Source organism: Pseudoflavonifractor sp. HCP28S3_F10 (assembly GCF_052065415.1).
In the GTDB taxonomy this organism is placed as follows: domain Bacteria; phylum Bacillota; class Clostridia; order Oscillospirales; family Oscillospiraceae; genus Pseudoflavonifractor_A.
Genome location: NZ_JBQHUB010000014.1, coordinates 45,259 through 71,310, shown reverse-complemented (window position 1 = coordinate 71,310; position 26,052 = coordinate 45,259). Strand labels below are relative to the sequence as shown.

22 protein-coding genes are annotated in these 26,052 nt (G+C 63.8%); 5 read left to right on the top strand and 17 right to left on the bottom strand.

The annotated features are described in order from the left end of the window. Nucleotides 1–214: 214 nt before the first annotated feature. Nucleotides 215–595, top strand: coding sequence for a BlaI/MecI/CopY family transcriptional regulator (locus ACTNBZ_RS07885; RefSeq protein WP_441209124.1), 381 nt, complete (start codon nt 215–217; stop codon nt 593–595). Continuing rightward, nucleotides 592–2,334, top strand: a complete 1,743-nt coding sequence (locus ACTNBZ_RS07880) for a M56 family metallopeptidase (RefSeq protein WP_441209123.1) — start codon at nt 592–594, stop codon at nt 2,332–2,334. Before ACTNBZ_RS07885 ends, ACTNBZ_RS07880 begins: the two co-directional genes overlap by 4 nt. A 57-nt stretch (nt 2,335–2,391) precedes the next feature. Here ACTNBZ_RS07880 and ACTNBZ_RS07875 read toward each other — a convergent pair whose 3' ends face one another. The 5 genes from ACTNBZ_RS07875 to ACTNBZ_RS07855 form a co-directional block, all read right to left on the bottom strand. Further along, entirely contained in the window at nt 2,392–4,977 is a 2,586-nt protein-coding gene (locus ACTNBZ_RS07875) for an FAD-dependent oxidoreductase (protein ID WP_441209122.1), read from the bottom strand. 145 nt (nt 4,978–5,122) lie between these two features. Continuing rightward, complete coding sequence (locus ACTNBZ_RS07870) at nt 5,123–5,941, bottom strand: C40 family peptidase (RefSeq protein WP_441209121.1); 819 nt, start codon at nt 5,939–5,941, stop codon at nt 5,123–5,125. A gap of 95 nt (nt 5,942–6,036) precedes the next feature. Continuing rightward, a complete protein-coding gene (locus ACTNBZ_RS07865; protein WP_441209120.1) occupies nt 6,037–6,807 on the bottom strand; it encodes a GNAT family N-acetyltransferase in 771 nt (256 codons plus the stop codon). A 111-nt stretch (nt 6,808–6,918) separates the two neighbouring features. Continuing rightward, a complete protein-coding gene (locus tag ACTNBZ_RS07860; protein WP_441209119.1) occupies nt 6,919–7,251 on the bottom strand; it encodes an arsenate reductase family protein in 333 nt (110 codons plus the stop codon). Further along, complete coding sequence (locus tag ACTNBZ_RS07855) at nt 7,248–7,472, bottom strand: DUF1653 domain-containing protein (protein ID WP_441209118.1); 225 nt, start codon at nt 7,470–7,472, stop codon at nt 7,248–7,250. Before ACTNBZ_RS07855 ends, ACTNBZ_RS07860 begins: the two co-directional genes overlap by 4 nt. Nucleotides 7,473–7,864: 392 nt before the next feature. Here ACTNBZ_RS07855 and ACTNBZ_RS07850 point away from each other — a divergent pair, with 392 nt between their 5' ends. Further along, on the top strand, nt 7,865–9,523 hold the full coding sequence (locus tag ACTNBZ_RS07850; RefSeq protein ID WP_441209117.1) for a ribonuclease J: 1,659 nt from the start codon (nt 7,865–7,867) through the stop codon (nt 9,521–9,523). Nucleotides 9,524–9,568: 45 nt separating this feature from the next. Here ACTNBZ_RS07850 and ACTNBZ_RS07845 read toward each other — a convergent pair whose 3' ends face one another. From ACTNBZ_RS07845 to ACTNBZ_RS07835, 3 genes are all read right to left on the bottom strand, one after another. Beyond that, on the bottom strand, nt 9,569–10,354 hold the full coding sequence (locus ACTNBZ_RS07845; RefSeq protein WP_441209116.1) for a polysaccharide deacetylase family protein: 786 nt from the start codon (nt 10,352–10,354) through the stop codon (nt 9,569–9,571). 116 nt (nt 10,355–10,470) lie between these two features. Further along, nucleotides 10,471–11,148 (bottom strand): DUF2461 domain-containing protein, encoded by a 678-nt coding sequence (locus tag ACTNBZ_RS07840; RefSeq protein WP_441209115.1) that lies wholly within the window; start codon nt 11,146–11,148, stop codon nt 10,471–10,473. A gap of 93 nt (nt 11,149–11,241) precedes the next feature. Then, nucleotides 11,242–13,119, bottom strand: a complete 1,878-nt coding sequence (locus ACTNBZ_RS07835; RefSeq protein ID WP_441209114.1) for a VanW family protein — start codon at nt 13,117–13,119, stop codon at nt 11,242–11,244. A gap of 281 nt (nt 13,120–13,400) precedes the next feature. On the opposite strand from ACTNBZ_RS07835, the gene ACTNBZ_RS07830 reads away from it, so the two are divergent. Next, nucleotides 13,401–14,591 (top strand): 5-bromo-4-chloroindolyl phosphate hydrolysis family protein, encoded by a 1,191-nt coding sequence (locus tag ACTNBZ_RS07830; RefSeq protein ID WP_441209113.1) that lies wholly within the window; start codon nt 13,401–13,403, stop codon nt 14,589–14,591. Nucleotides 14,592–14,759: 168 nt separating this feature from the next. Then, nucleotides 14,760–15,179 carry a YjdF family protein gene (locus tag ACTNBZ_RS07825; RefSeq protein ID WP_441209112.1) on the top strand — a complete coding sequence of 140 codons (420 nt, stop codon included), beginning with the start codon at nt 14,760–14,762 and terminating at the stop codon, nt 15,177–15,179. A gap of 72 nt (nt 15,180–15,251) precedes the next feature. Here ACTNBZ_RS07825 and rpiB read toward each other — a convergent pair whose 3' ends face one another. The 9 genes from rpiB to ACTNBZ_RS07780 all read right to left on the bottom strand — a co-directional run bounded on the left by rpiB (nt 15,252) and on the right by ACTNBZ_RS07780 (nt 26,003). Then, nucleotides 15,252–15,689 carry a ribose 5-phosphate isomerase B gene (gene rpiB, locus ACTNBZ_RS07820; protein WP_441209111.1) on the bottom strand — a complete coding sequence of 146 codons (438 nt, stop codon included), beginning with the start codon at nt 15,687–15,689 and terminating at the stop codon, nt 15,252–15,254. Nucleotides 15,690–15,741: 52 nt separating this feature from the next. After that, the gene (locus ACTNBZ_RS07815) at nt 15,742–16,536 is read right to left on the bottom strand and encodes a histidinol-phosphatase HisJ family protein (protein WP_441209110.1); all 795 of its coding nucleotides are present in this window, start codon (nt 16,534–16,536) and stop codon (nt 15,742–15,744) included. 42 nt (nt 16,537–16,578) lie between these two features. Then, nucleotides 16,579–18,561, bottom strand: coding sequence for a phospholipid carrier-dependent glycosyltransferase (locus ACTNBZ_RS07810; protein WP_441209109.1), 1,983 nt, complete (start codon nt 18,559–18,561; stop codon nt 16,579–16,581). 201 nt (nt 18,562–18,762) lie between these two features. After that, nucleotides 18,763–19,929: a molecular chaperone DnaJ gene (gene dnaJ, locus ACTNBZ_RS07805; RefSeq protein WP_441209108.1), complete on the bottom strand. Its 1,167-nt coding sequence runs from the start codon at nt 19,927–19,929 to the stop codon at nt 18,763–18,765. Between the two features lie 135 nt (nt 19,930–20,064). After that, nucleotides 20,065–21,921: a molecular chaperone DnaK gene (gene dnaK, locus ACTNBZ_RS07800; RefSeq protein WP_441209107.1), complete on the bottom strand. Its 1,857-nt coding sequence runs from the start codon at nt 21,919–21,921 to the stop codon at nt 20,065–20,067. 77 nt (nt 21,922–21,998) lie between these two features. Continuing rightward, entirely contained in the window at nt 21,999–22,559 is a 561-nt protein-coding gene (gene grpE / locus ACTNBZ_RS07795; RefSeq protein ID WP_441209106.1) for a nucleotide exchange factor GrpE, read from the bottom strand. A 15-nt stretch (nt 22,560–22,574) separates the two neighbouring features. Next, complete coding sequence (gene hrcA / locus ACTNBZ_RS07790; RefSeq protein WP_441209105.1) at nt 22,575–23,630, bottom strand: heat-inducible transcriptional repressor HrcA; 1,056 nt, start codon at nt 23,628–23,630, stop codon at nt 22,575–22,577. A gap of 174 nt (nt 23,631–23,804) precedes the next feature. Continuing rightward, nucleotides 23,805–24,575, bottom strand: a complete 771-nt coding sequence (locus tag ACTNBZ_RS07785) for an MBL fold metallo-hydrolase (protein ID WP_441209104.1) — start codon at nt 24,573–24,575, stop codon at nt 23,805–23,807. Nucleotides 24,576–24,605: 30 nt separating this feature from the next. Beyond that, nucleotides 24,606–26,003 (bottom strand): MATE family efflux transporter, encoded by a 1,398-nt coding sequence (locus tag ACTNBZ_RS07780; RefSeq protein WP_441209103.1) that lies wholly within the window; start codon nt 26,001–26,003, stop codon nt 24,606–24,608. Nucleotides 26,004–26,052: the final 49 nt, after the last annotated feature.

Below are 26,052 nucleotides of genomic sequence, written 5' to 3'. Positions count from 1 at the left end.
AAAATCCGCACGCACCGGACCGCGATATGCCACCCGCGGGGGGGGCGCCGCGGGCCGCCCCCCCCCCCCTTTTTTATGGCCTGTTTTGCCTTTAAAAATGATTTCGTCAACACTCAGGGGAAAAGGGAGTTTTACACAGGCACTTGACAACAGTATTAGACAATTGTAAAATAAATATGGAAAGACAAATGTCTAATGGAAGGAGGGACGGAATATGGAGGGATATCCCCACCTGCCTGACGCCGAGCTGGAGGTGATGCAGGCGCTCTGGAAGCAGAAGGAGTATCCCGTGTCCTCCGGGGCGCTGATGGAGGAGCTGTCTGGCCGGGGCTGGCACATGGCCACGCTGCTCAAGCTCCTGTCCCGGCTGGAGGAGCGGGGGTTCGTGGCGCGGGAGAAGGCGGGCCGCAGTAACCGGTACCGCCCTCTGGTGGAGCGGCACGAGTACCTGGCCGCTGAGAGCCGCAGCTTCCTCCGGCGGCTCCACGGCGGGTCCCTGCCCAGCCTGGTGGCGGCGCTGATGGAGAGCCGGGCCATCTCGGAGCGGGATGTGGCCGAGCTGGAGGAGATATTGAAGGGGGGCGGGCCGGAATGAACGCCTTTTTGGCCGGGCTGGCAGAGGTGTCGCTGGCGATGACGGCGGTCATTGGGGGCCTGCTGGCCCTGACGCCGGTGCTGGACCGGCGCTTCGCCCCGGCCTGGCGGTACTGGGTCTGGTTGGCGGTGGCGGTACGGCTGGTCATCCCCCTGAACATCAGCCTGCCGGGGGCGCCGGTGCGCCTGGCCGCTCCGGCGGCAGAATACCGTATCACCGTGTCCCCGGAACCGGCGGATGTTTCTGCCGTCCGGCCCCTTCCGACGGGACCGGCGGCCGGCGAGGCAGAAGAGGGCGGTCCCACGGTGCTTGGGAGCGTCTCCGGTTCGGCTCTTATCCCGGCTGACGGTGCGGTCTTTGTACTGTGGGCGGCGGGGGCGTCCGGCTTCCTGCTGTGGCAGGGGGCGGACTACCTCCGTTTTCGGCGGACGGTCCGCCGGTGGAGCCGAAAGGCGGGAGAATACGGCGGACTGCCGGTATGGGAGTGTCCTCTGGCGGAAAGCCCTCTTCTGATGGGCTTTCGCGCTCCGGTCATCGTGCTGCCCCAGGGGCTGGAGGGGGAGGAGCGGGAATTCGCCCTTCTCCACGAGTATACCCACTTTGTGCGGCGGGACCTGTGGTATCAGCTGCTCCTGACAGCGGCCAACGCCCTCCACTGGTTCAACCCGGCGGTGTGGCTCTTCCGCCGGGCGGCCGGCCGGGAGGCGGAGCTGGCCTGCGACGCCCAGATCCTGCGGGGGCAGGGGGCGGACTACCGCCGCCGTTACGGCGCCGCCCTGCTGCGCACGGCGGTGGGCGGGCATGCTTCTGCAGCGGCATTGACCTCCCGGTTCTCCGGCGGCCGGCGGGACCTGAAACGGCGCTTTGTCAGTCTGATGGACGGCACGCCCCGGCGGCCCGGGCGCCTGGCCCTGGCGGCGGCGGTGTGCGCGGCCCTGCTGGCCGGGAGTCTGGTGAGCTGCGGGGAGAAGACCACGCTCCCGGAAGGGCTGGAGATCGGGGAACTTCGGGTGACGGTGGAGGAGAACGCCTTTTGGAGTGGCGGGACCGCCATCCACAATGTGACCTATACCCTCCCGGTGGCCTGTGCGGATGAGACAGCCCTTGCGGGGCTGAGCTGGGAGCTGGAGCCCAGCGAGGCGCTGCGGCGGCTGACGGGCTTCAAGAACATCCAGGGCTTTCTTATGGCGCCGGATGGGGAGAGCGGGACCTGGGAGGTCCGCTTTGAGTCGGGGAACAATGCCGTCCGTGAAGAGAGCCTGGCCCGGGCGCTGGCGGAGGAAGCGCGGTGTACCATCACCGTGTCCGACGGGAAGGCGCGCGGTGTCATCTCTCTGGAGGCCGTGCAGGAGACCTGGACAGAGCCGGAACAGGCGGCCGGGACGTCGGACGGCGCGGATCAGGAGAAGTGGTCCGGGGTGGTCCATGCCAAGGAGGGAAGCTACGACGCCCAGGCCCGTACCTTCACCTTTCAGCCCCTGTCGGCCTCTCGGGAGACCATGACCTGGCGGGCGATGGAACAGGGACCCTGGACCCTCCCCATTGACAGGGAGGTGGAGCTGGGCCCCATCAACCTGCCCGCTAACGGGATCTGGCCGGAGGACCGCTCTTACGAACAGTTTTACTTTGAGAGCCGGCCTGTGCCCGGCTCTGCCGGGGACAGCCTGCTGGAGCTGACGGTGGCGGAGGACCGGATCATCGCGGCCCAGTGGGTGGCCGCCTACCGGCAGGAAAAATAACAGCAAGATCCCGCCGCTCCCATGGGAGCGGCGGGATCTGTCATGTATACAGGAGGATCAGCAGGTGGCGCCGCCCTTCAGGTGCTTCTGGGCTTTCAGGTTCTCATCCTTGCGGGCAAGGAGCTCGTCGCTGAGGAGCTGCCGCTCCACATTCTCCAGGCCCAGACGGGCCACGGTGTCGGCAAAGCGCTCGCCGGTGATGCCCTGCTCCCGGAAGAGGAGGATGGCCTTCTCGATGACGGAGAGGACCTCCTCACGGCTGGTAAACACGGGGCTGAGGGGGAGACCCTGGGCCACCTTCTTGCCCCAGCGTCCACCGATGAAGATGCGGTAGCCGTTGGTATAGCCCTCCACAGCGTGGAAGGGGCACTTGCCCACGCAGCGGCCGCAGTGGTTGCACTGGTCGGGGTCGATGACCAGCTTGCCGTCCTGCAGGGAAGCCACATGGATGGGACAGGCCTTCTCCACCTGGCAGAGCTTGCAGCCGCGGCATTTGTCCAGGTCTACCTGGGGGACCCGCTGGCCCACCACGCCCAGGTCGTTCAGATCGGGCTTGACGCAGTTATTGGGGCAGCCGCCCACGGCGATCTTGAACTTGTGGGGCAGCTTGATGCCGTGATAGCCCTCGTAGAAGCGCTCGTGGATCTCCTGGGAGAGGTCGAAGGTGTCGATCAGGCCGTACTGGCAGGTGGTACCCTTGCAGGAGACCACCGGGCGGACCTGGGAGCCGGTGCCGCCGGTCTCCAGTCCGGCCTGGGCCAGGAACTCCCGCATGGGCTCGATGTTCTCATAGGGCACGCCCTGGATTTCCAGGGTCAGACGGGAGGTCATGGTGACCTCGCCGGAGCCGAAGCGCTGGGCGGCCTCGGCAATGGCCATCTGCTCCTCGGCGGTGATCTTGCCGTTGCGGGTGATGATGCGGCCGTTGAACTTGTCGGCGCTGCGCTTGTCGAAGAGGAAGCCCAGGGCCTTCACGGCGGTGATCTGCTCGGGAGTGACGGAGGCAGTCACGCCGGGGGCCTTCACCTGGTTGAAGGTGACGCCGCCCTCCAGTACCCGGGTGTTGGTGTAGCCGTAGTATTTCAGGCGGTTCTGCAGGAAATAGGCCCGCTTGCCCCGGTTGCACACCAGCAGCAGCTTGGCGTCCTTGTCCAGACCCTCCACAGGGCCGTTGACCTCTGTGAGCTCCAGGCGCAGCGCGCCGGGGACCACGGGCTGGACGCCGGTGTCCACGATGGTATAACCGGCGGCCTCGCCGGCGGCGAACTGGGCGGGGGTGAAGGTCTCATATTCGCCGGAGAGCTTGTTGAGCAGCACATAGACCGCCTGCACGAAGGGGTGGATGGCGGTGGAGAAGGGGGGCGCGTAGGCGTAGTCCAGGTTGGAGAAATCCTCCAGCCGGGCGCCCATGGAGATGCCGGTGACGGCGATGTCCACCATCTTGTCCACCGCGCCGCCGCCCAGGACCTGTATGCCCAGCAGCTTGTGGCTGGCCCGGTCGGCGATGAGCTTGGTGATGAACTCGCCGGAGTCGGGATAGTAGTGGGCCTTGTCGTCAGTGACGGCCAGCACGGTCTCCACATCGTAGCCGGCGGCCCGGGCGGCCTCCTCGGTGAGTCCGGTGCGGCCGCAGTTGAGACCGGGCAGCTTGACCACGCCGGTGCCCAGCACGCCGGGATAGCGGGCGGAGCCGTCCCCTCCCAGCACCTGGGCCAGGGTGCGGCCCTCATAGTTGGCGGAGGAGCCCATGGCCGACCACTGGCCGGCGCCGGTGACGCGGTTTTTGACCATGGCGCAGTCACCGGCGGCATATACGTCGGGCAGACTGGTGCGCATCTGGTCATCCACCACCACGGTGCCCTTGAAGAGCTCGATGCCGCTGTCCTGGAGGAAGGCGGTGTTGGGCCGGATGCCGATGGAGAGTACCACCACGTCGGCGGAGAGGGTGCCGCCGCCGGTCTTTACGGCGTCCACACGGCCGCTGCCCAGGATGGACTCCAGCGGGGTGGAGGTGAGGACCCGGATGCCGTTTTTCTGCAGGTGGGCCTTGACGAAGCCGGCCATCTCCCGGTCGAAGATGTTGGGCATGACCTGGGGGGCCATGTCCACCACGGTGACCGAAAGGCCCTGGGCCTTCAGGTTCTCAGCGGCCTCCAGGCCGATGAAGCCGCCGCCCACCACCACGGCCCGGCGGGGCTTGTTGTTCTCGATGTACGCCCGCAGGCCGATGGCGTCGTCGGGGGTGCGGAGCTTGAATACGCCGGTCAGGTCCATGCCGGGCAGGGGGGGCACGATGGGAGAGGCGCCGGTGGCGATGACGCAGGCGTCATAGGCATAGCGCTCCTCGGCGCCGGTGTCTAGATTTTTGGCGGTGACGGTCTTGCCGGTGCTGTCCAGGACCACGGCCTCCCGCCGGGTCAGCACCTCCACGCCGGTGAGGGCGGAGAACTTCTCCGGGGTGTTGACGATGAGCTCCTCCCGGGTCCCGATCAGGCCGCCTACGTAGTAGGGCAGGCCGCAGCCGGCGTAGGAGATGTCCCGGTCTTTGGTGAGGATGGTGACGTTGAGGCTACGGTCGATGCGCTTGAGCTTGGCCGCGGTCTTGGTGCCGGCAGCCACGCCGCCGATGATGAGGATGTTCATGAAAGACCTCCTTTGTATTGGGACCGGCCCGCTGCCGGGGCAAAAAGGGTCAAAATATCAAAACCATTATACGTGATATCCTCTGAGATGAAAAGAGGGGGATGCTGGATTTTGTGGGAATAGACCAATTGAGAAGAAAACGCCTTCAGAAAATACTGCCCACGGCGGTGATGGAGCGGGCCAGGTCCTCCCGGTAGTCCGAATGCTCCGGGTTCAGGCTGTTGATCACCACGCCGTCGCTGCCGGCCCGGGCGGTGGAGTGGATGTAGCGCCCTCCGCCAAGGGAAACGGCCACATGGCCGGGGAAGAAGATCAGGTCCCCCGTGTCCATCCGGGAGAGGGGGATGGGATGGACGGGAAAGCCGGGCTCCATCCTGGCGTCCCGGTAGATGGTGACGCCGTTGAGCCGGTAGGCCATGAAAGCCAGACCCGAGCAGTCGATGCCCAGAGGGGTGCGGCCGCCCCAGCGGTACTGGGCGCCCAGGTAGCTGCGGGCGGCGGCGGCCACCGCGGCGCGGAAAGCGGTCTCGCAGGAGGAGACGGGGGCGGTATACCGGGGGATCAGATGACCCGACTTCACATAGCCCTGCCGGCCGCCGCACAGCCCCACAGGCCGCCAGCCCTCCAGGTCCTCTCCCAGGGGCAGGACCAGCGCCCCCCGGGGAAGGGTCTCCACCAGCGCCGCCCCCACCCGGGGGCCGGAGAGCACATCGCAGAAAGCCTGGCCCACCACCGCCAGGGGGCGGGCATTCCAGTCCCGGACGGCGGCGGGATCGGAGCACAGGGCGGGGCCGTCCCGGAGATAGCCCTCGTAGCGGTAGGAGGTGCGGACCCGGTACCAGCCGGGGCAGGGCTGCTCCAGCAGCTCCACCGTGTCGCCGGAGAGCACCTCGTCGGCCCGCTCGCTTCCGGGCTGGGGGTGGAGAAAGAGGGAACAGGCAGGGGAACAGATCAGAGCGTGCATGGCGGCGCCTCCCGATAAAACCATTCAGTTGTTTTGCAAAAGCCAGTATAAAGCCTATTCCGTCGGGGGAGCGGAAAGAACCGGAGCGGCGACTCTTACAGGGGAAGGGCGTAATAGTCGCAGCGCCGCTCCTCCCGGAAGCCAAGGCCGGTGTACAGCCCCAGGGCGGCGGCATTCTCCAGGTCCACGTCCAGGCGGATGAGGCCGCCCCAGCGGCCCAGGACCTCGTTCAGGGACAGGGTCAGCATGTCCCGGCCCAGCCCCCGGCCCTGCCGGTCGGGACGGATGCAGAGGGAGCAGAGATAGAGGGCGTCCTCCTGCTGGCGCAGGACGATCTGGCCCACGGGTGCCCCTTCCAGGCAGGCGGCGAATACGGCGGAGTGGACGTCCTCACGGAAGGAGGCGAGGATGTGGGCGGCCTCCTCCGGCGAGTCTCTGAAGGCGGCGGCAGCGATCTCCGTCAGGGCGGGAAAATCGGCTTCACCGGCGGGGCGGAGGATAAGGCCGCTTTCCACGGCAGGAAGGACGGTGCTCCGGTCATAGACCAGGGTGGACTCGCTGTGGTCAAGCGACAGGGGAAAGCGGCGGCGGACAGCCTCTCCGCTGGGGCAGGCCGGATCCACACAGAAAAGGGCCCGTTCCGGCCGGAAAGGGGCGGCAGCCTGCCGCGCACACTTCCACAGGGCGGTGAAGAGCCCCTGCCGCCGGCGGTCGGGCCGGACAAGGGCGGTGACCTCGATCTCATGGGGCTCCGGGTCAAACAGAGCGAGGGCCCCTGTCAATTCCCCATCCTCCCGGGCCAGAAAAAAGAGGGGCATGCCCGGATGGGCGCTGAGCACATCCGAGTCGGGGCAGGACAGCCCCATGGGCTCGGCACGGCGGCAGGTCTCCTCCAGCCGCCGGAGGGCCTCGCGCTCCTCACCGGAGAGAAGGCGGATAGCTGTGATGGAAGGACGGATGATGATCCCCTCCTTTGGTCATTCCCAGGTCTTCCACACGTCGGGGCAGTAGCCCACGGTGGCCTGGCGTCCGTTGCGGACGATGGGGGTGCGGAGCAGCCTTGGGTCGTCCAGCAGCTTTTCCAGCTTGTCGGCGTCGTAGGCCAGATAGGTGACCAGAGCAGCGTCGGGATTGCCGGTGTCAATGAGAGCCTCCAGCCCCACCGCATTCTTCACGCTGGTCAGTTCGCCCTTGCTGATGCCGTATTTGAGCAGGTCCACCGACTGGAATTTGACGCGCCGCTCCTTGAAGTACCGCTGGGCCTTTTTGGTATCAAAACACTTGGATTTGCCAAAAATCTGAATGTTCATTGCGTGTCCTCCCCGATATAGGTGAAGCGGGGGCCGGAATAGCCTGGGCGCTCCACATGCTCGTTCCACATGGCCAGGGGACGCACCCAGAGCCCGCCCTCCCCGTACAGGGGACGGTAGACCACCAGCAGCTCCTCGGTCTCGGAATGGCGGGCGGTGCCCAGCACCTGGTATTCGTTGCCCTTGAAATGGCGGTAGCGCCCGGGCCGGATGGATTCCATAGCGGCAAGACCTCCTTAAGTGAAGCTATTGTACCACAGGGAAAGAGGGGAGAAAAGCAAAAACTTTCAGGAGAAACGGCGGGGGGAGAAAGAAAAATTAAGTATACTTTTCATGCAAAGCATGGTATACTATAGTATCGAGCGTATGCCTATGGCGTACAGCCGCTTTGGCTTTATGCGCGTACCGCGCTTTGTATAAGGCAGGACACAGCCTGAATGATGAGAAGAGGACGGACGGAAAGGTCTTCCTTTTTCCGGCGAGGCAGGGCCGGAAAGAGCGGGATATTCGCCCCTGGCTTTCTGCGTCCCAAACGCTGTGTCCATACATACCCCAAACCATCCCCTGACATTGGATTCAGGGCTGAACGAAAAAAGGAGTGTTCTATTTTTCCATGGCAGAAAAACTGAAAATCATCTCTCTGGGCGGACTCAATGAGATCGGCAAGAACATGACCGTCTATGAGTACGGCGGAGACATCATCGTAGTGGACGTGGGCATGGGCTTCCCGGACAACGATATGTACGGCATCGACGTGGTCATCCCGGATTTCACCTACCTGATCAAGAATCAGGACAAGATCCGGGGCATCTTCCTCACCCACGGACACGAGGACCACATCGGCTCCATCCCCTATCTGCTGCGCAGCATCAACGCCCCCATCTACGCCACCCGCATGACCGCCGGCCTGGTGCAGCTCAAGCTGGAGGAGCACCGGCTGATGGACAAGACCAAGCTCATCACCTGCGAGGCGGGCGAGGTGGTCAAGGCCGGGCGGTTCAGCGTGGAGTTTATCCATGTGAACCACTCCATTGCCGACGCGGTGGCCTTCGCCATCAAGACGCCGGTGGGCACGGTGGTCCACACCGGCGACTTCAAGATCGACACCACCCCCATCCAGGGGGGCATGACCGATCTGGCCCGCCTGGGCGAGCTGGGTAAAAAGGGCGTGCTGGCCCTGCTGTGCGACTCCACCAATGTGGAGCGTCCCGGCTATACCAAGAGTGAGCGGTGCGTGGGCGCCTCCTTCGACGCCCTGTTCCGGGGCTGCGAGAGCCGCATCATCGTCACCACCTTCGCCTCGAATGTGGACCGCATCCAGCAGGTCATCTCGGTGGCCGCCAAGTACGGCCGCAAGGTGGCCGTCACCGGGCGGAGCATGGAAAACGCCATGAAGGTGTCGGTGGAGCTGGGCTATATGAGCATCCCCGACGGAGTGCTGGTGGACATCAACCACATCAAGAGCCTGCCTGACAACAAGGTCTGCATCATCACCACCGGCAGCCAGGGCGAGACCATGTCGGCCCTGACCCGCATGGCTTTCTCCACCCACAAGCAGGTGGATATCCGCGCCGGCGACCGGGTCATCATCTCGGCCAGCGCCATCCCCGGCAACGAGAACGCGGTGGGCAGCGTCATCAACGAGCTCTACCGCAAGGATGCCGAGGTGGTCAACGAGCGCCTGGGAGAGCTCCACGTGTCGGGCCACGCCTGTCAGGAGGAGCTGAAGATCATCCACGCCTTGGTCAAGCCCAAGTTCTTCATTCCCGTCCACGGCGAGCAGCGCATGCTCAAGACCCACGCCAAGCTGGCCCGGGATATGGGCATGGCCCCCCGCCGCATCATCATCAGCGATATCGGCAAGGTCATCGAGTTCACCCCCAACTCCGCCAAGATCAACGGCACTGTGCCCGCGGGCAAGGTGTTCGTGGACGGCTATGGCGTGGGCGATGTGGGCAGCGTGGTCCTGCGGGACCGCAAGCATCTGGCCGAGGACGGCATGATCGTGGCTGTGGTCTCCATGTCCGGCGAGGACGGCTCGGTGGTCTCCGGGCCCGACATCATCACCCGGGGCTTCGTCTATGTGAAGGAGTCTGAGGGGCTGATAGAGGAGCTGCGGCGGGTGGCGGTGAACGCGCTGGAGAACTGCCAGCGGGACCACTGCACTGACTGGGCCGCCATCAAGACCGAGATGAAGAACGACCTGTCCAACTTCCTCTACAAAAAGACCAAGCGCAATCCCATGATCCTGCCCGTCATCATGGAAGTGTAATCAGCAGCGCCCCCGGAGGCTCAGCCTCCGGGGGCGCATTGTGCTTCAGGGATAGGCATTGCGGTAGATATGGCCGTCCTCCAGCGGGAGGTGCCGGGCGGCGAAAAGCTCGCTGACCGTGACGAAATAGAAGCCCCTCTCATGGAGCTTGTCCACGATCTGCAGTGCGGCCTCCACGGAGGAGGGGTAGATATCATGGAGGAGGATGATATCTCCGTCCCTGGCCCGGGAGACCACATGCTCCACCACCCGGGCGGTATTTTTGTCATCCCAGTCCTCCGGGTCGATGGACCAGAGGATGATGGGACAGCCGGCCCGGCGCTCCACGGCAGGGTCGGTCATGCCGTAGGGTGGCCGGAGGAGAAAGCCGTTGTGTCCGAGAATGGACTGGATGGCGCTGCGGGTTTTGTCCACCTGGGCGGCAAAGTCGGCGTCGTTGAGCCCGGTGAGCTTGGTGTGGTCGTAGGTATGGATGCCGATCTGGTGCCCCTCCCGGTCCATGCGCTGGACCAGGTCGGCGTTGTTGGCCAGCTGCCTGCCAATGAGGAAAAAGGTGGCCCTGGCCCCCCGCTGAGCCAGACCGTCCAGCAGGGCAGTGGTGGTGGAGCGGCGGGGGCCGTCGTCAAAGGTGAGGGCGATGAGCCCGCCGTCCGCCGTAGGGGCGGGCGTGGGAGCGGGGGAGACCTCCACCTGACCCGGCAGGGAGGAGTCGGCTGGGACGGCCCGGGTCAGGGAAGCACAGAGCAGTCCCTGAGCGGTGAGCAGCACTGCCGCCAGAAACAGGCAGGTCCACCGGGCCCGCAGTCTCCCTGTCCTTCCCAAACGCCCCATGCGCCACGCTTCCTTTCTATACTGAGTGCGGTTAGTATGTGACAGCCGGAGAAAAATCAATCACGTATTTTTTGACAAAAAAGGCCGCGGCTTCTTGAGAAGCCGCGGCCTTTCGGTCAATCGCGGGGATCAGGGTCGCTCTCCAGTGTGGAGAGGTACTGGAAGAAGGGAAGCAGGAAGCGGTATCCGTCCAGCAGGGTGTCCACCAGATCGTGGGAGTTGAGAAGAGGATCGATCTCATGATCGCACTCCAAACTGAAGCGCCGCTTGTTGTACCAGGGGGCCAGCAGGCCGGAGATGTCACCCTTGGGGCGCTTGTAGTCCTCACCGGTGAGCCGGAAGGTGTCCTGCCGCCGGAGACTGCGGGCCAGGGCCTCAAAGGTCCCGGGGTCCCGGTCCAGGCGGGCGCGGAACTTGGCCATGGTGAGAGGGGTGGCCGAGTAATAGCCCAGGCCGTAGGACCAACCCTCAGGCTCCAGCTCGAACCAGAACACCGGACGCGTGGAAAAGGGCTCGTCGGTGGGGCGCTCCATGGACCACCAGAGGTGGTCCTTATAGGGGCCCCGGCCGTGGAGGCGCCGGGCGTCCCGGTAGATGCGGGAGACCTTGCAGCACAGTCCGGGAACCTGATGCTCGGCCTGGAAGCGGTCGTATACCTCCCGGGCCAGCTCCTTCATCGGGTTATAGAAGTGCTCCAGATATTCGGCCTTGTGGGCCTCGAACCAGGCACGCTCATTGTTGAAGCGGATGCCCCACATAAAATCGACGGTGGCGTCGGAAAAGCCCTGAAACATGGGATGACCTCCTTGGTATGGCATGGGCGGACAGGAAGGGAAAAGTACGCGGGCCCGGTATCTCCGGGCCCGCGTGTTTGAATCTCATGGGGATCAGGCGTTCTCTACCGCCTCAGGCGGCAGGATAGGCTGGTCGACGGTGGGAGCGGGGACCGGGTCCGGCGCAGGAGTGGGGGCGGGCGTGGGAGCCGGATCAGGCGTGGGCGTAACAGCCGGCGGCTCGGTCACCGGAGCGCTGGGTGTGGGCGTGACAACGGGAGGCTGAGAGGGCGTGGGGGTCGTGCTGGGGGCGGGGGTGGGCGTGGGTTCCACCGGAGTTTCGGTCATCAGCCCGGTGGAGGGGTTGATGCCCAGGCGGGCCGCGTCGGCGGGGTTATAATAGTACACCGCGTCGGAGGACCGGTAGGTGTTTTTATACAGCTTGGTGGTGCTGACGGTCTTTCCGTTTTTGTCCACCAGCTTCTGATAGACCTCCACTGTGATGCCGTTGTAGCGGGCATAGTCAGGGTCGCGGACCGGAGCGCCGCCCACCGGCACCTTGGAGGCGTCCGGCTTGTAAGTATTCTTGAAGGGGACGGTGCCCAGCGTCACGCTGTAGGGCTCGCCGTGAATGCCGGTGGTGTCGGTGCCGTGGATGGTCACGTGGAGCTTGTGGCCGCTGTCCTGATAGCAGGAGATCTTGATGGGGTACTCGGTGTTGTTTTTGAAGCGGAAGTCCAGAGAGTTGCCGTACACGGTGGCGTCGGTGCCCACCACGGGCATGTAGCCGCTGTTGTAGCGGTGCTGGTTGCGCTCCACGATCTCCAGATTGGCCTTCAGCGTGGTCCAGTAGATGGTGGAGGAGAGCTGGCAGATGCCGCCGGCGGTGGTGTCCACGCTCTTGCCGCCCACATAGGCGCCCGCCTTCTGATATCCGGCAGAGGTGTCGTAGGGGCCGCAGAGGGCATTGTAGGAGAAGGTCTCACCCGGGAGAAGGATGGTGCCGTTGACCCGGCCGGCGGCCAGGTTGATATTGTACCAGCGGGCCTTGGGGCCGGCGCACTCGGTGGTGGAGGAGCCCAGGACGTCCTTGAAGAGATTGGCTTCCAGCTTGGCGGTGGTGATGTTTGGCTCGGTCTTGTCCAGGGGCACCTGGCAGATGCCGCCCTCCTCGGTCCGCTCCAGCATGGCGCGGGCGGCGGCGATATCAAAGCTGACGCCGGTGACCGAGGGGATGATCTCTTTGGATTCCTTGTCCAGATAGGCGTCGGCGGCTTCGGTATAGACCTGCCGGTGAATGGCGTCAAAATCGGGCTCAGGGGGCGCTTCGGTGATGACGGGAACTTCGATGGGGGCGTAGGAGGCAGGCTCATCGTTGCTGAGCAGGTGCTGGAACCGTTCCAGAAGCTCTTCCTCCAGGGTGCTGGTGTCGATGGCCTGGCCGGTGACGCCCTTGGTCAGGGTCACGGCATCGGCGTCCACAGTCCAGCTGGTCTCCACCATGGCGTTGGTAATGTGGCTCTCGGCCTGGGCAATGGCGGAGGGCTCCTGGGGGAAGGTCAGGGGGACCTCCACGTCCACGCCGCCCAGCAGGGCGGACAGGTAACGGATGCCGCCGGTGAGGAGACCGCCGCTGCCGGCGTCCCAGGCGGCGGCCACGGCGCCGGACAGGTCGGCGGAGAGCTCGCTGCCGGGCACGTTGAATTCCGTGCCGCCGCAGGTAAAGGAGACCGAGAGGGCGGCATAGCGGCCGCTCATCTCCCGCTCCAGCTTATCCATGGCCTCCTGACGGGTCAGGCCGCTCAGGTCGATCCCGGCGGCAGAGGTGTTGGGGAGCAGCTTCTCGCTGCGGGCCACATAGACGCAGAGCACAGCATAGGCCGCGGCCAGCAGGACCAGAATGAGGACGATCACGATCAGGGCCTGCTTGCCCTGTTTGCCGCGCTTGCCGCTCTTGGGCGGCAGGGTGCGCTTGCCCTCTTGTCGTTCCATACAGATCAACTCCAATGCTCAGATAGGGTAACGGATACGTCCTCCATTATAGGGGGATTCGCGTGAAAAAGCAATTACAGATCGGTTACATACCGGGGGGAGTTTGCTTTACATTCTGTGCACTTTGATGTATGATAACTTAAAATGGGAATTATACCGCACCGGGCATGCCGGGAGCGGCGGATGGGGATTCTTAAAGAAATTTAAAGAGAAACTCCATCGAATCTTTAAAGGTGCCGTGTTAGAATGGTACCGATATCAAGACAGGGAGGTTCCCGGCTATGGCTGGCTATGATCGTGGACCTGACGAAAAGCAGAACAATGAGATCCTCTCCTGGATCCTGGTGATCGTGGCGCTGAGCGTGTTCTGGCCGGTGGGCCTGTTCCTGCTCTTCCGCAAGCTGACCGAGGGGGACCGGCAGGAGAGGAGCGGGGACGCGCCCCGCGTCCAGACGGCGGCGCGGGAGCCGGGGACCCAGGGAGTGCGTACCGTCAGGCGGCGGGAGCCGGTCCGTCCCGGTACCCAGGGAACGGCGGTGCGTCCGGAGACCGGAAAGACGGTCCGCCGCCGCCCGGTGGTCAAGGAGCAGCTCAAACGCAGCCGGGGCCGGGGCATGGTCATCGGCGGCAGCATCATGGCCGCTATTTTTGGCATGGGGGCGGCCAGCGGTGTTTTCAGCGCGATCCAGTCGCTGAGCTGGGGCGGAAATCCCCTTTATTATCTGGAGGATATCTTCTTCCCTCTGGGCTTCTGCGGCGCGGGCGTGGTGCTGCTGCTGGCCGGCCTGGCCCGGGGCAAAAAAGCCCGGCGCTTCCGCAAGTACCTGGCCCTCATCGGCACACAGGAGTCCATCGCGGTGGAGACCCTGGCCCAGGCCATGCCGGTGCCGGTCCACACCGCCTGCGACGACCTGCAGGAGATGCTGGACGAGGGCATCCTGCCCACCGGATATCTGGATATGAGCACCGGCCGCCTGCACCTGAGCGGCGAGGGGATCCGGGAGCCGGTCCGGCCCGAGCCGGAGGGCACCAGGCAGGAGGAGCGGTCGGAGGATGACCGCATCCTGGCCCAGATCCGTGCGGTGAACGATGCCATCGAGGACGCGGAGATGAGCCGCAAGATCGACCGGATCGAGGAGATCACCCGCAAGATCTTTGCCTATCAGAAAAAGAACCCGGAGAAGGGCGGACAGCTCCGCAGCTTTCTCAACTATTATCTCCCCACTACGCTGAAAATCCTCAACTCCTACGCCCAGATGGAGGAGCAGGGGGTAGAGGGGAAAAACATCACCGCCGCCAAGGAGCGCATCGAGGGTATGATGGACAAGGTGGTGGAGGGCTTCGAGAAGCAGCTTGACAAGCTCTTCGAGGGCACCGCCATGGACATCACCACCGACGTGCAGGTCCTGGAGCAGATGCTGGAAAAGGACGGCCTGGCCCGGGATGGGGACGGTCTGACCCTGGGCGGCTGAGCCGGAAGCGGGGTGAAACAGAGATCGGAGTCCTGTAAGAGAAGAAGCACGGCAAGGATAAAAACACATCCCGGTTGGTAGTCCGGGAGTACCGGAAGGTATCAGTAACCTGCCTCCTTAGGTTGTCCGTTCCTTGCCTTTGTCCAGCGTTTTAAGGAGGAAATTGCCATGTTGGATTCCTGTTCCCGTCTATCCGTTCTCTTTGAGGAGCCCTTCTGGATCGCGCTCTATGAGCGGGAATCCGGCGGAAGGTATGAGGTCTGCAAAATCACCTTCGGCGCGGAGCCCAGGGACTATGAAGTATACGCGTTTTTTCTGAAAAATTACGACCGACTCGTACTCAGCCCGGCCATGGAAGGGGCCGGGAGCGTCCAGCGGAAGATCAATCCCAAACGGCTGCAGAAGCAGATCCGAAAGGCCACGGAGGAAAAGGGCGTCGGGACAAAGGCGCAGCAGGCGCTGAAGCTCCAGCAGGAGCAGAACAAGACTGAGCGGAAGATACTCACCCGGGAGCGGCGGGAAGCGGAAGCGCAGCGGCGCTTTGCGCTCCGGCAGCAGAAACGGAAGGAAAAGCACCGGGGCAGATGACGGCCCCGTAAAAACACGAAAAGACCTCCTGCCCGCGGGCAGGAGGTCTTTTGATTACAGGGGGCGCCGGGCTCAGCCCTCGATATCGGAGATCAGGTCCACACGGCGCTGGTGACGGCCGCCCTCGAACTCGGTGGTGAGGAAGGCCTCCACGATCCGGTCGGCCATGTTGGGGCCGATCATGCCGCCGCCGATGGCCAGCATGTTGGCGTCGTTGTGGCGGCGGGTCATCTCGGCGGAGAGGGGCTCATGGCACAGCGCGCAGCGGATGCCCTTGACCTTGTTGGCCGAGATGGAGATGCCGATGCCGGTGGTGCACACCACGATGCCCCGCTGGCACGCGCCGGAGGCCACCGCCTCGGCGGCGGCCTTGCCGTAGATGGGGTAGTCCACGCTGTCGGTGGAATAGCAGCCGCAATCCTCCACCTGATAGCCGTGGCCCTCCAGCCAGGTCTTGATGTGCTCCTTCATGGCGAATCCGCCGTGGTCACAGCCCAGAGAGATCTTCATTGCAATACCTCCAAAAACAATAGAAATGAAAGTGGACGGGAGTGGGGGCGCCTTACAGCGCCATCAGTTTGGGACGGTGTTTTTCATAGACGGCTACATACCGGAAGCCGCAGACCTTCAGCAGGTCGCAGGCCGCCGGGACGCCCAGGCCCACCCGCCCGGGGAAGTGGGCGTCGGAGCCGATGGTGATTAGCTCGCCGCCGTGGGCGCGGAACCGCTCCAGGATGGGGGCCCAGGGGGCAATAGTCTTGCCGCAGTAAGTGTTGACCTCCATGCCCCGGCCGCTCTCGGCCACGCGCTTGAGAATGGCGTCGATCTGCTCCATATACCGCTCCAGAGAGATGGTCTCGGGCATATAGCGCAGGGGGTAGATCACATGGCCCAGCACGTCGAAGGTCTCGGGCAGCTCCGCCAGGCGCTCCATGGAGGCGAAGTAGTCGTCCAGGGCGGCATAGCAGGTCTCGGGCCGGTCGTAGGTGAGGAAGTAAAAGTCCTCGCCGCCCCGCTGGGGGCTCATGTTGTGAAGGGAGCCGATGACGAAGTCCAGCTCGGGCAGGGAGAGCATCCGACGGGCGTAATCCGGGTCAAAGGGGGCGCTGCCGTACTCCACGCCCAGACGGAGGACGAGCCTGCCCTCGAACCGGGCCCGGGCGGCGCGGAACTGCTCCAGCGCGGGGCCCCAGTCATAGTCGGGGGCGAAGCCGCCGTGCTCCAGGATGCGGTCGTAGTGGTCGGTGACGCACAGCTCGGACAGTCCGGCCTCCACGGCGGTGGCGGCCATGTCCTCCAGGGGAGCGTGGCCGTCGGGGGAGAGGATGGTGTGGGTGTGATAATCGGTGTAATACATGATGCTGCTCCTGTAATCAAGAAAGTTCAAAAGAGGTCAAGATCAGAAGGGCCAGGAGGGGAGCCACTGGAGTAGGTTGGTGGTGTACCACCGGGGCACCGCCAGGCCGGTGAGCACGGGATAGAAGGCGGCGTACAGGACCGCAGCGCAGCCGGTCAGGGCGTAGACCTGCCGCCGGGCCCGGGGCGGACCCATCTCGAAGAGGTCGTTGAACACATAGGCCAGGGCAAAGCACAGGAAGAGGATGGAGGGGAAGTAGTGATACTCAAAGGTGGTGCGACCGATGGCGAACCAGGGGGCCAGCTGGGAGAAATAGGCGATGAGAATGAAGAGTGCCTTGCCGCAGCGGCGGCGGAAAAACTGGACCGCCACTGACAGGATGGCAAGCAACCCGCCCCAGCATACCACCGGATTGGAGAAAGCGCCGAAGGCGGACTTCATGCCCTCGCCCACCTCGTAGTCCAGATAGTACAGGATGGGCCGCGCGTCCACCACCCACTGGTACCAGCGGGACTCATAGGGATGGGGATCGTGAACGCCCTGGTGGTAGGTGAGCATATAGACCTGGTTGTTCCACATCTCCTTCACCAGATTGGAAAGGCTGGTGTCCCCGGCGGCCGAGGCGTAGGGCCAGTAGGACAGGGTGTAGATACACACCGGGATGATCACGAAGCAGAGCACTGAGAAGGCCAGCGTCGCCGCCAGCCAGGGGCCCAGGGGAACGGCGCGGCCCGTACCGTCCTCGGTGCGGGGCCAGTCCCGGAGCTTGAACCACAGCCCGATGAAGTAGAGCAGCGCAAGGCCCACCCCGCCGTAGATCACCGTCCACTTGCAGGCTGCGCCGATGCCCCAGAAGAGGCCGGACAGCAGCAGCCAGGGTGCTCCCTTCCGGAAGGGGGTCCCTGCCGGAAGGGTCAGGTAGCGGTACATAAAGTAGTACATCAGCAGGATGAAAAAGACGCCGTAGGTGTCAATGGTGGCAATGCGGGTCTGAGTCAGGTGCATGAAGTCAAAGGCGAAGAGGGCCGTGCCGCAGAAGGCCACCGCCGTCTTGCCAAAAAGGTTTTTCAGAAAGGCGTAGAGCACCGGCAGCATCAGCACACCGAAGAGGGTGCCCATGAACCGCCAGCCGAAGGGGGTCATGCCGAACATGCGGATGCCCAGGCTGAGGATCAGCTTGCCCAGCGGGGGATGGGAGATCTCGTAGGGATAGATGCCCCGGATATTCTCGTAGGCGGTGCGGGCGTGATAGATCTCGTCAAAATAAGTGGAGTTGGTCCAGTAGGGCTTTTCAGGCACGACGTCCTGCTCGTCAAAGAGGGCGGTGGGCTCGGCCAGCAGGGAAGCTGTGTCGATACGCTGCCCCTGACTGTCGAACAGGGCCAGCTCCCCCAGCTCCATGGGGGATTTATTGGACTTGCCGGTAATACGCAGGTATTGAAACTCGGTTTTGTTCTCCGGCTCGATCTCCAGCCATTTGAAGAGGTCGGCATAGTGCTGGGGCAGGGCGTAACTGGGGGCGTAATCCGCCGCGTCGGCCCAGTAGTAGCCGGTGATCTTGTTGTCATTGTCCTTACGGGCCCAAAGGGTGGACCAGGTCACACCGTCGGCGGAGACTTCCACATTATAATCTCCGGTGCCCAGCCCGGGGTAATACCAGAAGGAGCTGACGGTCACCGGCTGGGAGAGGCGGAGCTCCACTGTTTTGGTCTGGCTGAAGTCCTGGAAGGATTGGGGGTTGGTGGTGGAACCCAGCTGGAAAAAGGCGGTGCAGGCATAGACTGCGGTAAGGAGCAGCATGAGCGCCGCGTCGGCCCGCTCCAGGGGGTGGCATGTGCCCGCGAAGGTGCAGCGGGGCCTGGAGACGGATTGAGCCGCCTGGCCGGACTGGCGCAGAATATGCTCGTGGACGCTGCCCGGTCCCCGGACGATTTGCCAGTACCGGCCGAAAAAGCAGAGCAGCGCGGCCACAAGGGCGATGGGCAGCAGAAGAGTGGGGGTAAGATAGGACAGCACAGCAGCCATAACGGGCCTCCTGAATGGGATGTGATCGGGGCAAAACCTTCATGTGTCTGTACGCGCCGCGGGAAATACAAAACCACGTGGACGCATGAAGGTTCTGCGCATCTATTCCGGTTGCCCCACAGGGGCGAGGAATTGGTGCATTTTATGTTATTGCTATGCTGTTGCATAGCAATAAAGGGCGGACAATGTCCGCCCTTTATTTTATTTCTTTTTCTTCATTTTGTCAAAAAATCCTTTGAGCCCCTCTTCCTCCTCATCGTCGGCGGGAAGCTCGCCCATGGCCCGGCCGAAGCCGCGCAGGGCAGCCTTCTGCTCGTGGGTCAGGTTCCGGGGCACGTCCACCAGTACGGTGATGTACTGGTCGCCCCGGCCCCGGCCGTTGACGCTGGGGATGCCCTTGCCCTTCAGACGGAAGGTGGCGCCGGGCTGGGTGCCCTCAGGCAGGTTCCACTTGACCTTGCCGTCGATGGTGGGGATCTCCAACTCCGCGCCCAGCGCGGCCTGGAGGAAGGAGACCTTCTGGTCCAGATAGACGTGGACGCCGTCCCGCTTGAACTGGGGATGGGGACGCACGGTGACGCTGATGATCAGGTCGCCGGCGGGACCGCCGTTTCTGCCTGCGCCGCCCTGGCCCCGGAGGGAGATGACCTGGCCGTTGTCGATGCCGGCGGGGATCTTGACGGTGATCTTCCGCTGGCGGCGGACGCTGCCCGAGCCGCCGCAGCTCTTGCAGGGGGTGTGGATGATCTTGCCGGTGCCGCCGCACTTGGGGCACTGGGCGGTGGTGGCGAAGGAGAAGGCCCCGCCGCCCCGCTGGATGCGTACCACGCCGCTGCCCCGGCAGTCGGGGCAGATCTCGGCGGTGGTGCCGGGAGCGCAGCCGGTGCCCTTGCAGTCGTCGCACGCCTCGCTGCGGGTCAGGCTGATCTCCTTCTCGCAGCCGAAGGCGGCCTCCTCAAAGCTGATGGAGACCGAGGAACGCAGGGTATCGCCCTTTACGGGACCGCTGCGGCGGGAGCCGCCGCCTCCGCCGCCGAAGCCGCCGCCGAAGAAGGAGCCGAAGAGGTCGCCCAGGTCGATATCGCCGAAATCGGCGCCGCCAAAGCCGCCGAAGCCGCCGCCCGGGTTGTAGTTGGGATCCACGCCTGCGTGGCCGAACTGGTCGTAACGGGCGCGCTTCTCCTTGTCGGAGAGGATCTCGTAGGCCTCGTTGACCTCCTTGAACTTGGCTTCGGCCTCCTTGTCGCCGGGATTCAGGTCGGGGTGGTATTTCTTGGCCAGCTTGCGGTAGGCTTTCTTCAGCTCTTCATCCGAAGCGCCCTTGCTGACGCCAAGCACCTCGTAAAAATCTCTTTTCTGTTCAGGCATATTGCTCACCTCGAATCAAATGGACAAGGAAAATTGACAACTGACGGACCCGCCGCGGACGGGACGAAGGACGGGAGCCCGGAGCAGGCCGTGACCCCCGTCCTCGACGGTCAATTGTCAATTCATTGCTGTCGATTATTTCTTGTCGTCGTCCATAACGGTGTAGTCGGCGTCCACCACATTGGGGTCGGAGTCGGCGCCGCCGGCCTGGCCGCCGAAGTTGGCGCCCATGTCGGGGCCGGCCTGGCCGCCCTGGGGGTTGCTCTGGGCATACATCTTCTCGGCAATGGGGTAGAAGGCCTTGGTGGCCGCCTCGGTGGCGGACTTGATGGCCTCGGTGTCGGAGCCCTTCAGGGCCTCCTTCAGCTTATCCACAGCGGCCTGGACGCTGGCCTTGTCGGCGGCGTCGATCTTGTCGCCCATCTCCTCCAGGGCCTTCTCGGTCTGATAGACCACCTGATCGCCCTGGTTGCGGACGTCCACCTCTTCCTTGCGCTTGGCATCCTCGGCGGCGAACTGCTCGGCCTCCTTGACGGCCTTGTCGATGTCCTCCTTGGACATGTTGGTGGAGGAGGTGATGGTGATGTGCTGCTCCTTGCCGGTACCCAGGTCCTTGGCGGAGACGTTCACGATGCCGTTGGCGTCGATATCGAAGGTGACCTCGATCTGAGGCACGCCCCGGCGGGCGGGAGCGATGCCGTCCAGGTTGAAGCGGCCCAGAGTCTTGTTGTACTGGGCCATCTCACGCTCGCCCTGCAGCACGTGGACCTCAACGGAGGTCTGGTTGTCGGCGGCGGTGGTGAAGACCTGGCTCTTCTTCACGGGGATGGTGGTGTTGCGCTCGATGAGCTTGGTCATCACGCCGCCCATGGTCTCGATGCCCAGGGACAGGGGGGTGACGTCCAGCAGCAGCAGGCCCTTCACGTCGCCGGTGAACACGCCGCCCTGGAGCGCGGCGCCCAGAGCCACGCACTCATCGGGGTTGATGCCCTTGAAGCCCTCCTTGCCGGTGAGCTTCTTGACCATCTCCTGCACGGCGGGGATACGGCTGGAGCCGCCCACCAGCAGGACCTTGGAGATATCGCTGCCGGAGAGGCCGGCATCGCTCATGGCCTGGCGCACGGGGCCGCTGGTGGCGTCCACCAGGTGGTGGGTCAGCTCGTTGAACTTGGCGCGGGTCAGAGTCAGGTCCAGATGCTTGGGGCCGGTAGCATCGGCGGTGATATAGGGCAGGTTGATGTTGGTGGAGGTGACGCCGGAGAGCTCGATCTTGGCCTTCTCGGCGGCCTCTTTCAGGCGCTGCATGGCCACCTTGTCGCCGGTCAGGTCGATGCCGTTCTCCTTCTTGAACTCGGCGGCCATCCAGTCCATGATGCACTTGTCGAAGTCGTCGCCGCCCAGGCGGTTGTTGCCGGCGGTGGCCAGCACCTCGATGACGCCGTCGTCGATATCCAGGATGGACACGTCGAAGGTGCCGCCGCCCAGGTCGTATACCATGACCTTCTGAGCGGTCTCCTTATCCACGCCGTAGGCCACGGCGGCGGCGGTGGGCTCGTTGATGATGCGCTTCACGTCCAGACCGGCGATACGGCCGGCGTCCTTGGTGGCCTGGCGCTGGGCGTCGGTGAAGTAGGCGGGCACGGTGATGACGGCCTCAGTAACGCTCTGACCCAGATAGGCCTCGGCGTCGGCCTTCAGCTTCTGCAGGATCATGGCGCTGATCTCCTGAGGGGTGTAGGCCTTGCCGTCAATGTTGACCTTGTAGTTGGAGCCCATCTCACGCTTAATGGAAGAGACGGTGCGGTCGGGGTTGGTGATGGCCTGGCGCTTGGCCACCTGGCCTACCATACGCTCGCCGTCCTTGGAGAAGGCCACCACGGAGGGAGTGGTGCGGTTGCCTTCCGCATTGGGGATGACGACGGCTTCGCCGCCCTCCATGACAGCCACACAGCTATTGGTCGTACCGAGATCGATACCGATAATCTTGGACATAAATGATTCCTCCAATATAAAAAAGATTATTTTTAACAAAGAAATTTGGAATATGCTGTTTTTATTCTCCTGAGGCCTTAATTGGCAACCTTGACCATGGCGAAGCGGATGATCTTCTCGCCCGACCGGAAGCCGGTCTGGAAGACCTCCACCACCGTGTTCTCGCCGGCGCTCTCGTCCTCCACGTGCATCACGGCGTTGTGGACATTGGGATCGAAAGGCTGGCCCAGCGCGGGAATTTCCTCCACGCCCTGTTTGGCCAGGACCTCTTTCAGTCCGGCCATGGTCATCTCCACGCCTTTTTTGTAGGCTTCATCGGCGGTGGACTGCTTCAGGGCACGCTCCAGATTGTCATACACCGGGAGGAAAGCCAGCACCGCATCGGACTTGGCGTTCTGGTACGCGTCGGTCTTTTCCTTCTGGCTGCGCTTGCGGTAATTGTCGTACTCGGCGGCCAGACGGAGGTACTGATCCTCCTTCTTGGCCAGGGTGTCTTTCAGATTCTCCAGCTCGGTCAGAAGGGGATCGGGGGCCTCGCTGCCGGGGGTATCGGCCTGGGGCACGGTATCCTCCGCCGCGGGCGTCTGGACTGCGTCCTCTTCCTGCCGGGCGGTCGTTTCTTTTTCGTTCGTGTTCAAGAGGTTACCTCCTCATTATTCCTCGCCGCCGTTCCTGCCGTCGGGGAGCTCGCCCTGGCCGAACAGCCGGGTGAGTCCTTCGGCAAAGTAGGACAGGCGGGCGGTGATCTTCGCGTAATCCATCCGTGTGGGGCCTACCACGCCGATGACGCCCCTCATGCCGTCGCCGATGTCATAGCTGGCCATGACCACGCTGGTATCCTTCAGCGCATCGGCCACATTTTCCGGGCCGATGAGGATACGCATGGGGCCGTTTTCGGGGACGGGGAAGCGGGCGGCGTCCTGATCCTCGGACAGGTAGCTCATCAGAGGCTGGGCCCGTTCCAGGTTCTGATACTCAGGCAGCTCCAGCAGGTGGGCCAGGCCGGCGGTGTGCACCCGCCGGTGCTCCAGGCTCTCCAGCACCTCCATGGCGAAGGAGACCACCAGGCTGATGAGTCCATAGGCCTCTCCGGCGGCATGCTGGGCCACCCGCATCAGCTCGGGCGTGATCTCGTCCAGGGTCAGGCCGGTGAAGGTGGTGTTGAGCAGGGTGTTGAGCATCTGCAATTGAGCCTGGGTCAGGTCGCTGGGGAGCTGGACCAGCTTGTTGCGCACCAGGTTGGTGTCGGTCATGACCACGATGATGAAGGCGTTGCGCTGGACCATCAGCAGGTCGAAGCGCTGGATGGTCACCCGCTCCATGCCGGCAGACAGGGCGAAGGCGGGATAATTGGTCAGACGGGAGACCACCCGGCCTGCCTCCAGGATGACCCGATCCAGCTCCTGCATCTTGAGGCGCAGGGCGCTGTTGATGCGCTCGGTCTCCTGGACCGACAGCTTGTGCTCCTCCATCAGCTCGTTGACGTAGAGCCGGTAGCCCTGGGGCGAGGGGATGCGCCCGGCGGAGGTGTGGGGTTTTTCCAGCAGGCCCATGGCCTCCAGATCGGCCATGTCGTTGCGGATGGTGGCCGATGAGATGGACCGGCCCAGGTGCTCGGCAATGGCCTTGGAGCCCACAGGCTCGGCGGTGGCAATGTAGCTCTCGATGATGGCACGGAGGATCTTTTTTTTGCGTTCCGTCAAATCCATGCCTCTCACCTTCCTTTTGGTTTAGCACTCATATACCCTGAGTGCTAAAGATAATGTACCACCACCCCAAATAAATGTCAATAGGGGGGTTGTAAATTAAATGTGAACAGGGGAAAGAAAAAAGTCCCGCCCTCTGTTTTCAGAGGACGGGAGAATGTGCTAAAACAGCGGTTTTTAAAAGACCAGCACATCGCCGGTGCGGAGGGGGAACACGTGGCCGGGCTCCGCGTCGGAGAGGAGCCGCCGGGCGGGCAGACCGGTGCAGTGGCCGGTGTAGATGCGCTCCACGCCCAGCTCCTCCACCAGGCGGCGGGAGAGGGCGGTCACCGTCCCGGGTTCTACGCCAAGAGAACCCATGCCGTGCTTGCCCACCAGGTGGAAGCCGCCCACCACCGCGTACACCCGCTGGCCGGGGAAGCGGTCCAGAATGTCCCGGACGATATGGTCCACCCCGGCGTGGCAGCAGGAGTTCATCACCACCAGGCCGTGATCCGTCTCGGCCACCAGAGACTGCTCGTGATCCACGCTGTCGGGAATGAGGTGGAGGCCGGGGGCCAGCAGCCGGGGACCGTCATCCAGGTCGAAGCGGTCCATGCAGGCGTGCAGCAGCTCCTGGCTGACGCCCACATAAAAGGGGTTGCCCTGGTCATCCTCCATGTACCTTGGCTCCACAGCCGCCGGGCGGGCGCATACCCGCACGCCGGGATTGCACCGGAAAAAGGCCCCCAGGCCGTCGCCGTGGTCGTCGTGGCCGTGGGAGAGGGCGGCTCCCTCCACCCGGGTCAGGTCGATGCCCAGGCGGCGGGCGTTCTCGGTAAAGATGCCGGTGGTGCCCCCGTCCAGCAGGTAGAAATGGCCGTTGTACTCCAGATGGAGGGAGAGGCCGTGCTCGCAGATCAGGTGGTCGGGGGCGAAGTTCTCGATGAGTACGGTGATCTTCAGCATACTGTCATTCCTTTCTGCGAAGCGGGAGGTTCAGGAGCCGGCCCGGGTGATGTCGTTGATCCAGGCCCGGGAGCGGAAGCGGTGGACGCCCAGGGCGGTCTTGACCAGCTGCTCGGTGGAGATGGCAATATACACCCAGAAGATGCCCCACCGGAGGACCAGGGCGAAAAAGGCGGCCAGGGGGATGGCCACCAGCCACATGGCGGACACGTCGATGATGGCGGCCATGCGGCTGTCGCCGCCGCCCCGGAGCACGCCCACGGTGTTGGTGGTGTCAAAGGCCCGCAGGGGCATGGGAACGGCGATGAAGGTGAGGATCAGCGTGGCGGTGCTGCTGGCCTCGGGTGTCAGGTGGAAGAGGGGATAGATGGCCTGGGGGAACCAGAAGTAGGTGCACAGTAGCAGTCCTGCTCCCACCACGGCGCCGCACAGGCAGGAGAGCACATCCAGCGCGGCGGCCACGTCGTACACGGTGGAGCGGCGGCCGGCGCCGATCTCCCGTCCCACGATGATGGCAGCGGTACCGGCGATGGCGAAGATGGACACGGCGCAGAGATCGTCGATATTGCCTGCCAGGGCCCGGGCCGCCAGGATGTGCTTGCTGCCCTCCATATGGCCCATGATGACCTTATACATGGAGGTACCGGTGCTCCACAGCGTTTCGTTGAGGATGACGGGAGTGGCGAAGCGGAAGAATTTCCGCACCAGGGCGGGGTCGGGGCGGAGCATCAGGGCGGGCTTGAGCCGGAAGCGCCGGTTCACCGCCGCGTACACCACCACGATGACGAATTCGACCACACGGGAGGTAAGGGTGGCGATGGCGGCGCCCTCCACCTCCAGCCGGGGCGCGCCCAGGTTGCCGAAGATGAGGACCCAGTTGAGAAAGGTGTTGGTGAGCATGGAGGCGGTAAAGACGAAGAGGCCCAGCTTGGGGTTCTCCATGCTGCGGTGGGCCCCCACGTAAATGCTGGTAACACTGTTAAAAAGGTAGGAAAAGCCCACGATGCGGGCATAGCGGGCGGCCAGGGGGATGAGCTCGGCGTTGTCGGTGAGCAGACCCATCAGGGGGACGGGCAGGAAGAACATGACCAGGGCGAAGAGAACGGAGAGCCCGCCGGCCAGATAGAAGCCGATGCCCATGACCCGGTTGATGCTGTCGGTATCCTCCCTGCCCCAGTACTGGCTGATGAGGACGGAGGAGCCGCTCTGCATGCCGAAGAACACCAGCTGGATGATGAATACCGGAATATTGGCCTGGGACACAGCGGCCAGAGGCGCTTCTCCCAGGCTGCCTACCATAAAGGTGTCGATGAGCCCCAGAGAGGTGGTGATCAGGTTCTGGAGCAGGATGGGCAGGGCCAGGGAGATCACGTCCCGGTAAAAGGCCCTGCCCCGGTTGAGACAGGAGAACATATCGGATGGACCCATACGCGGCGATGCCCGCCGGCGCCTTTCTTTTCATGGTAATGGTCCGGGC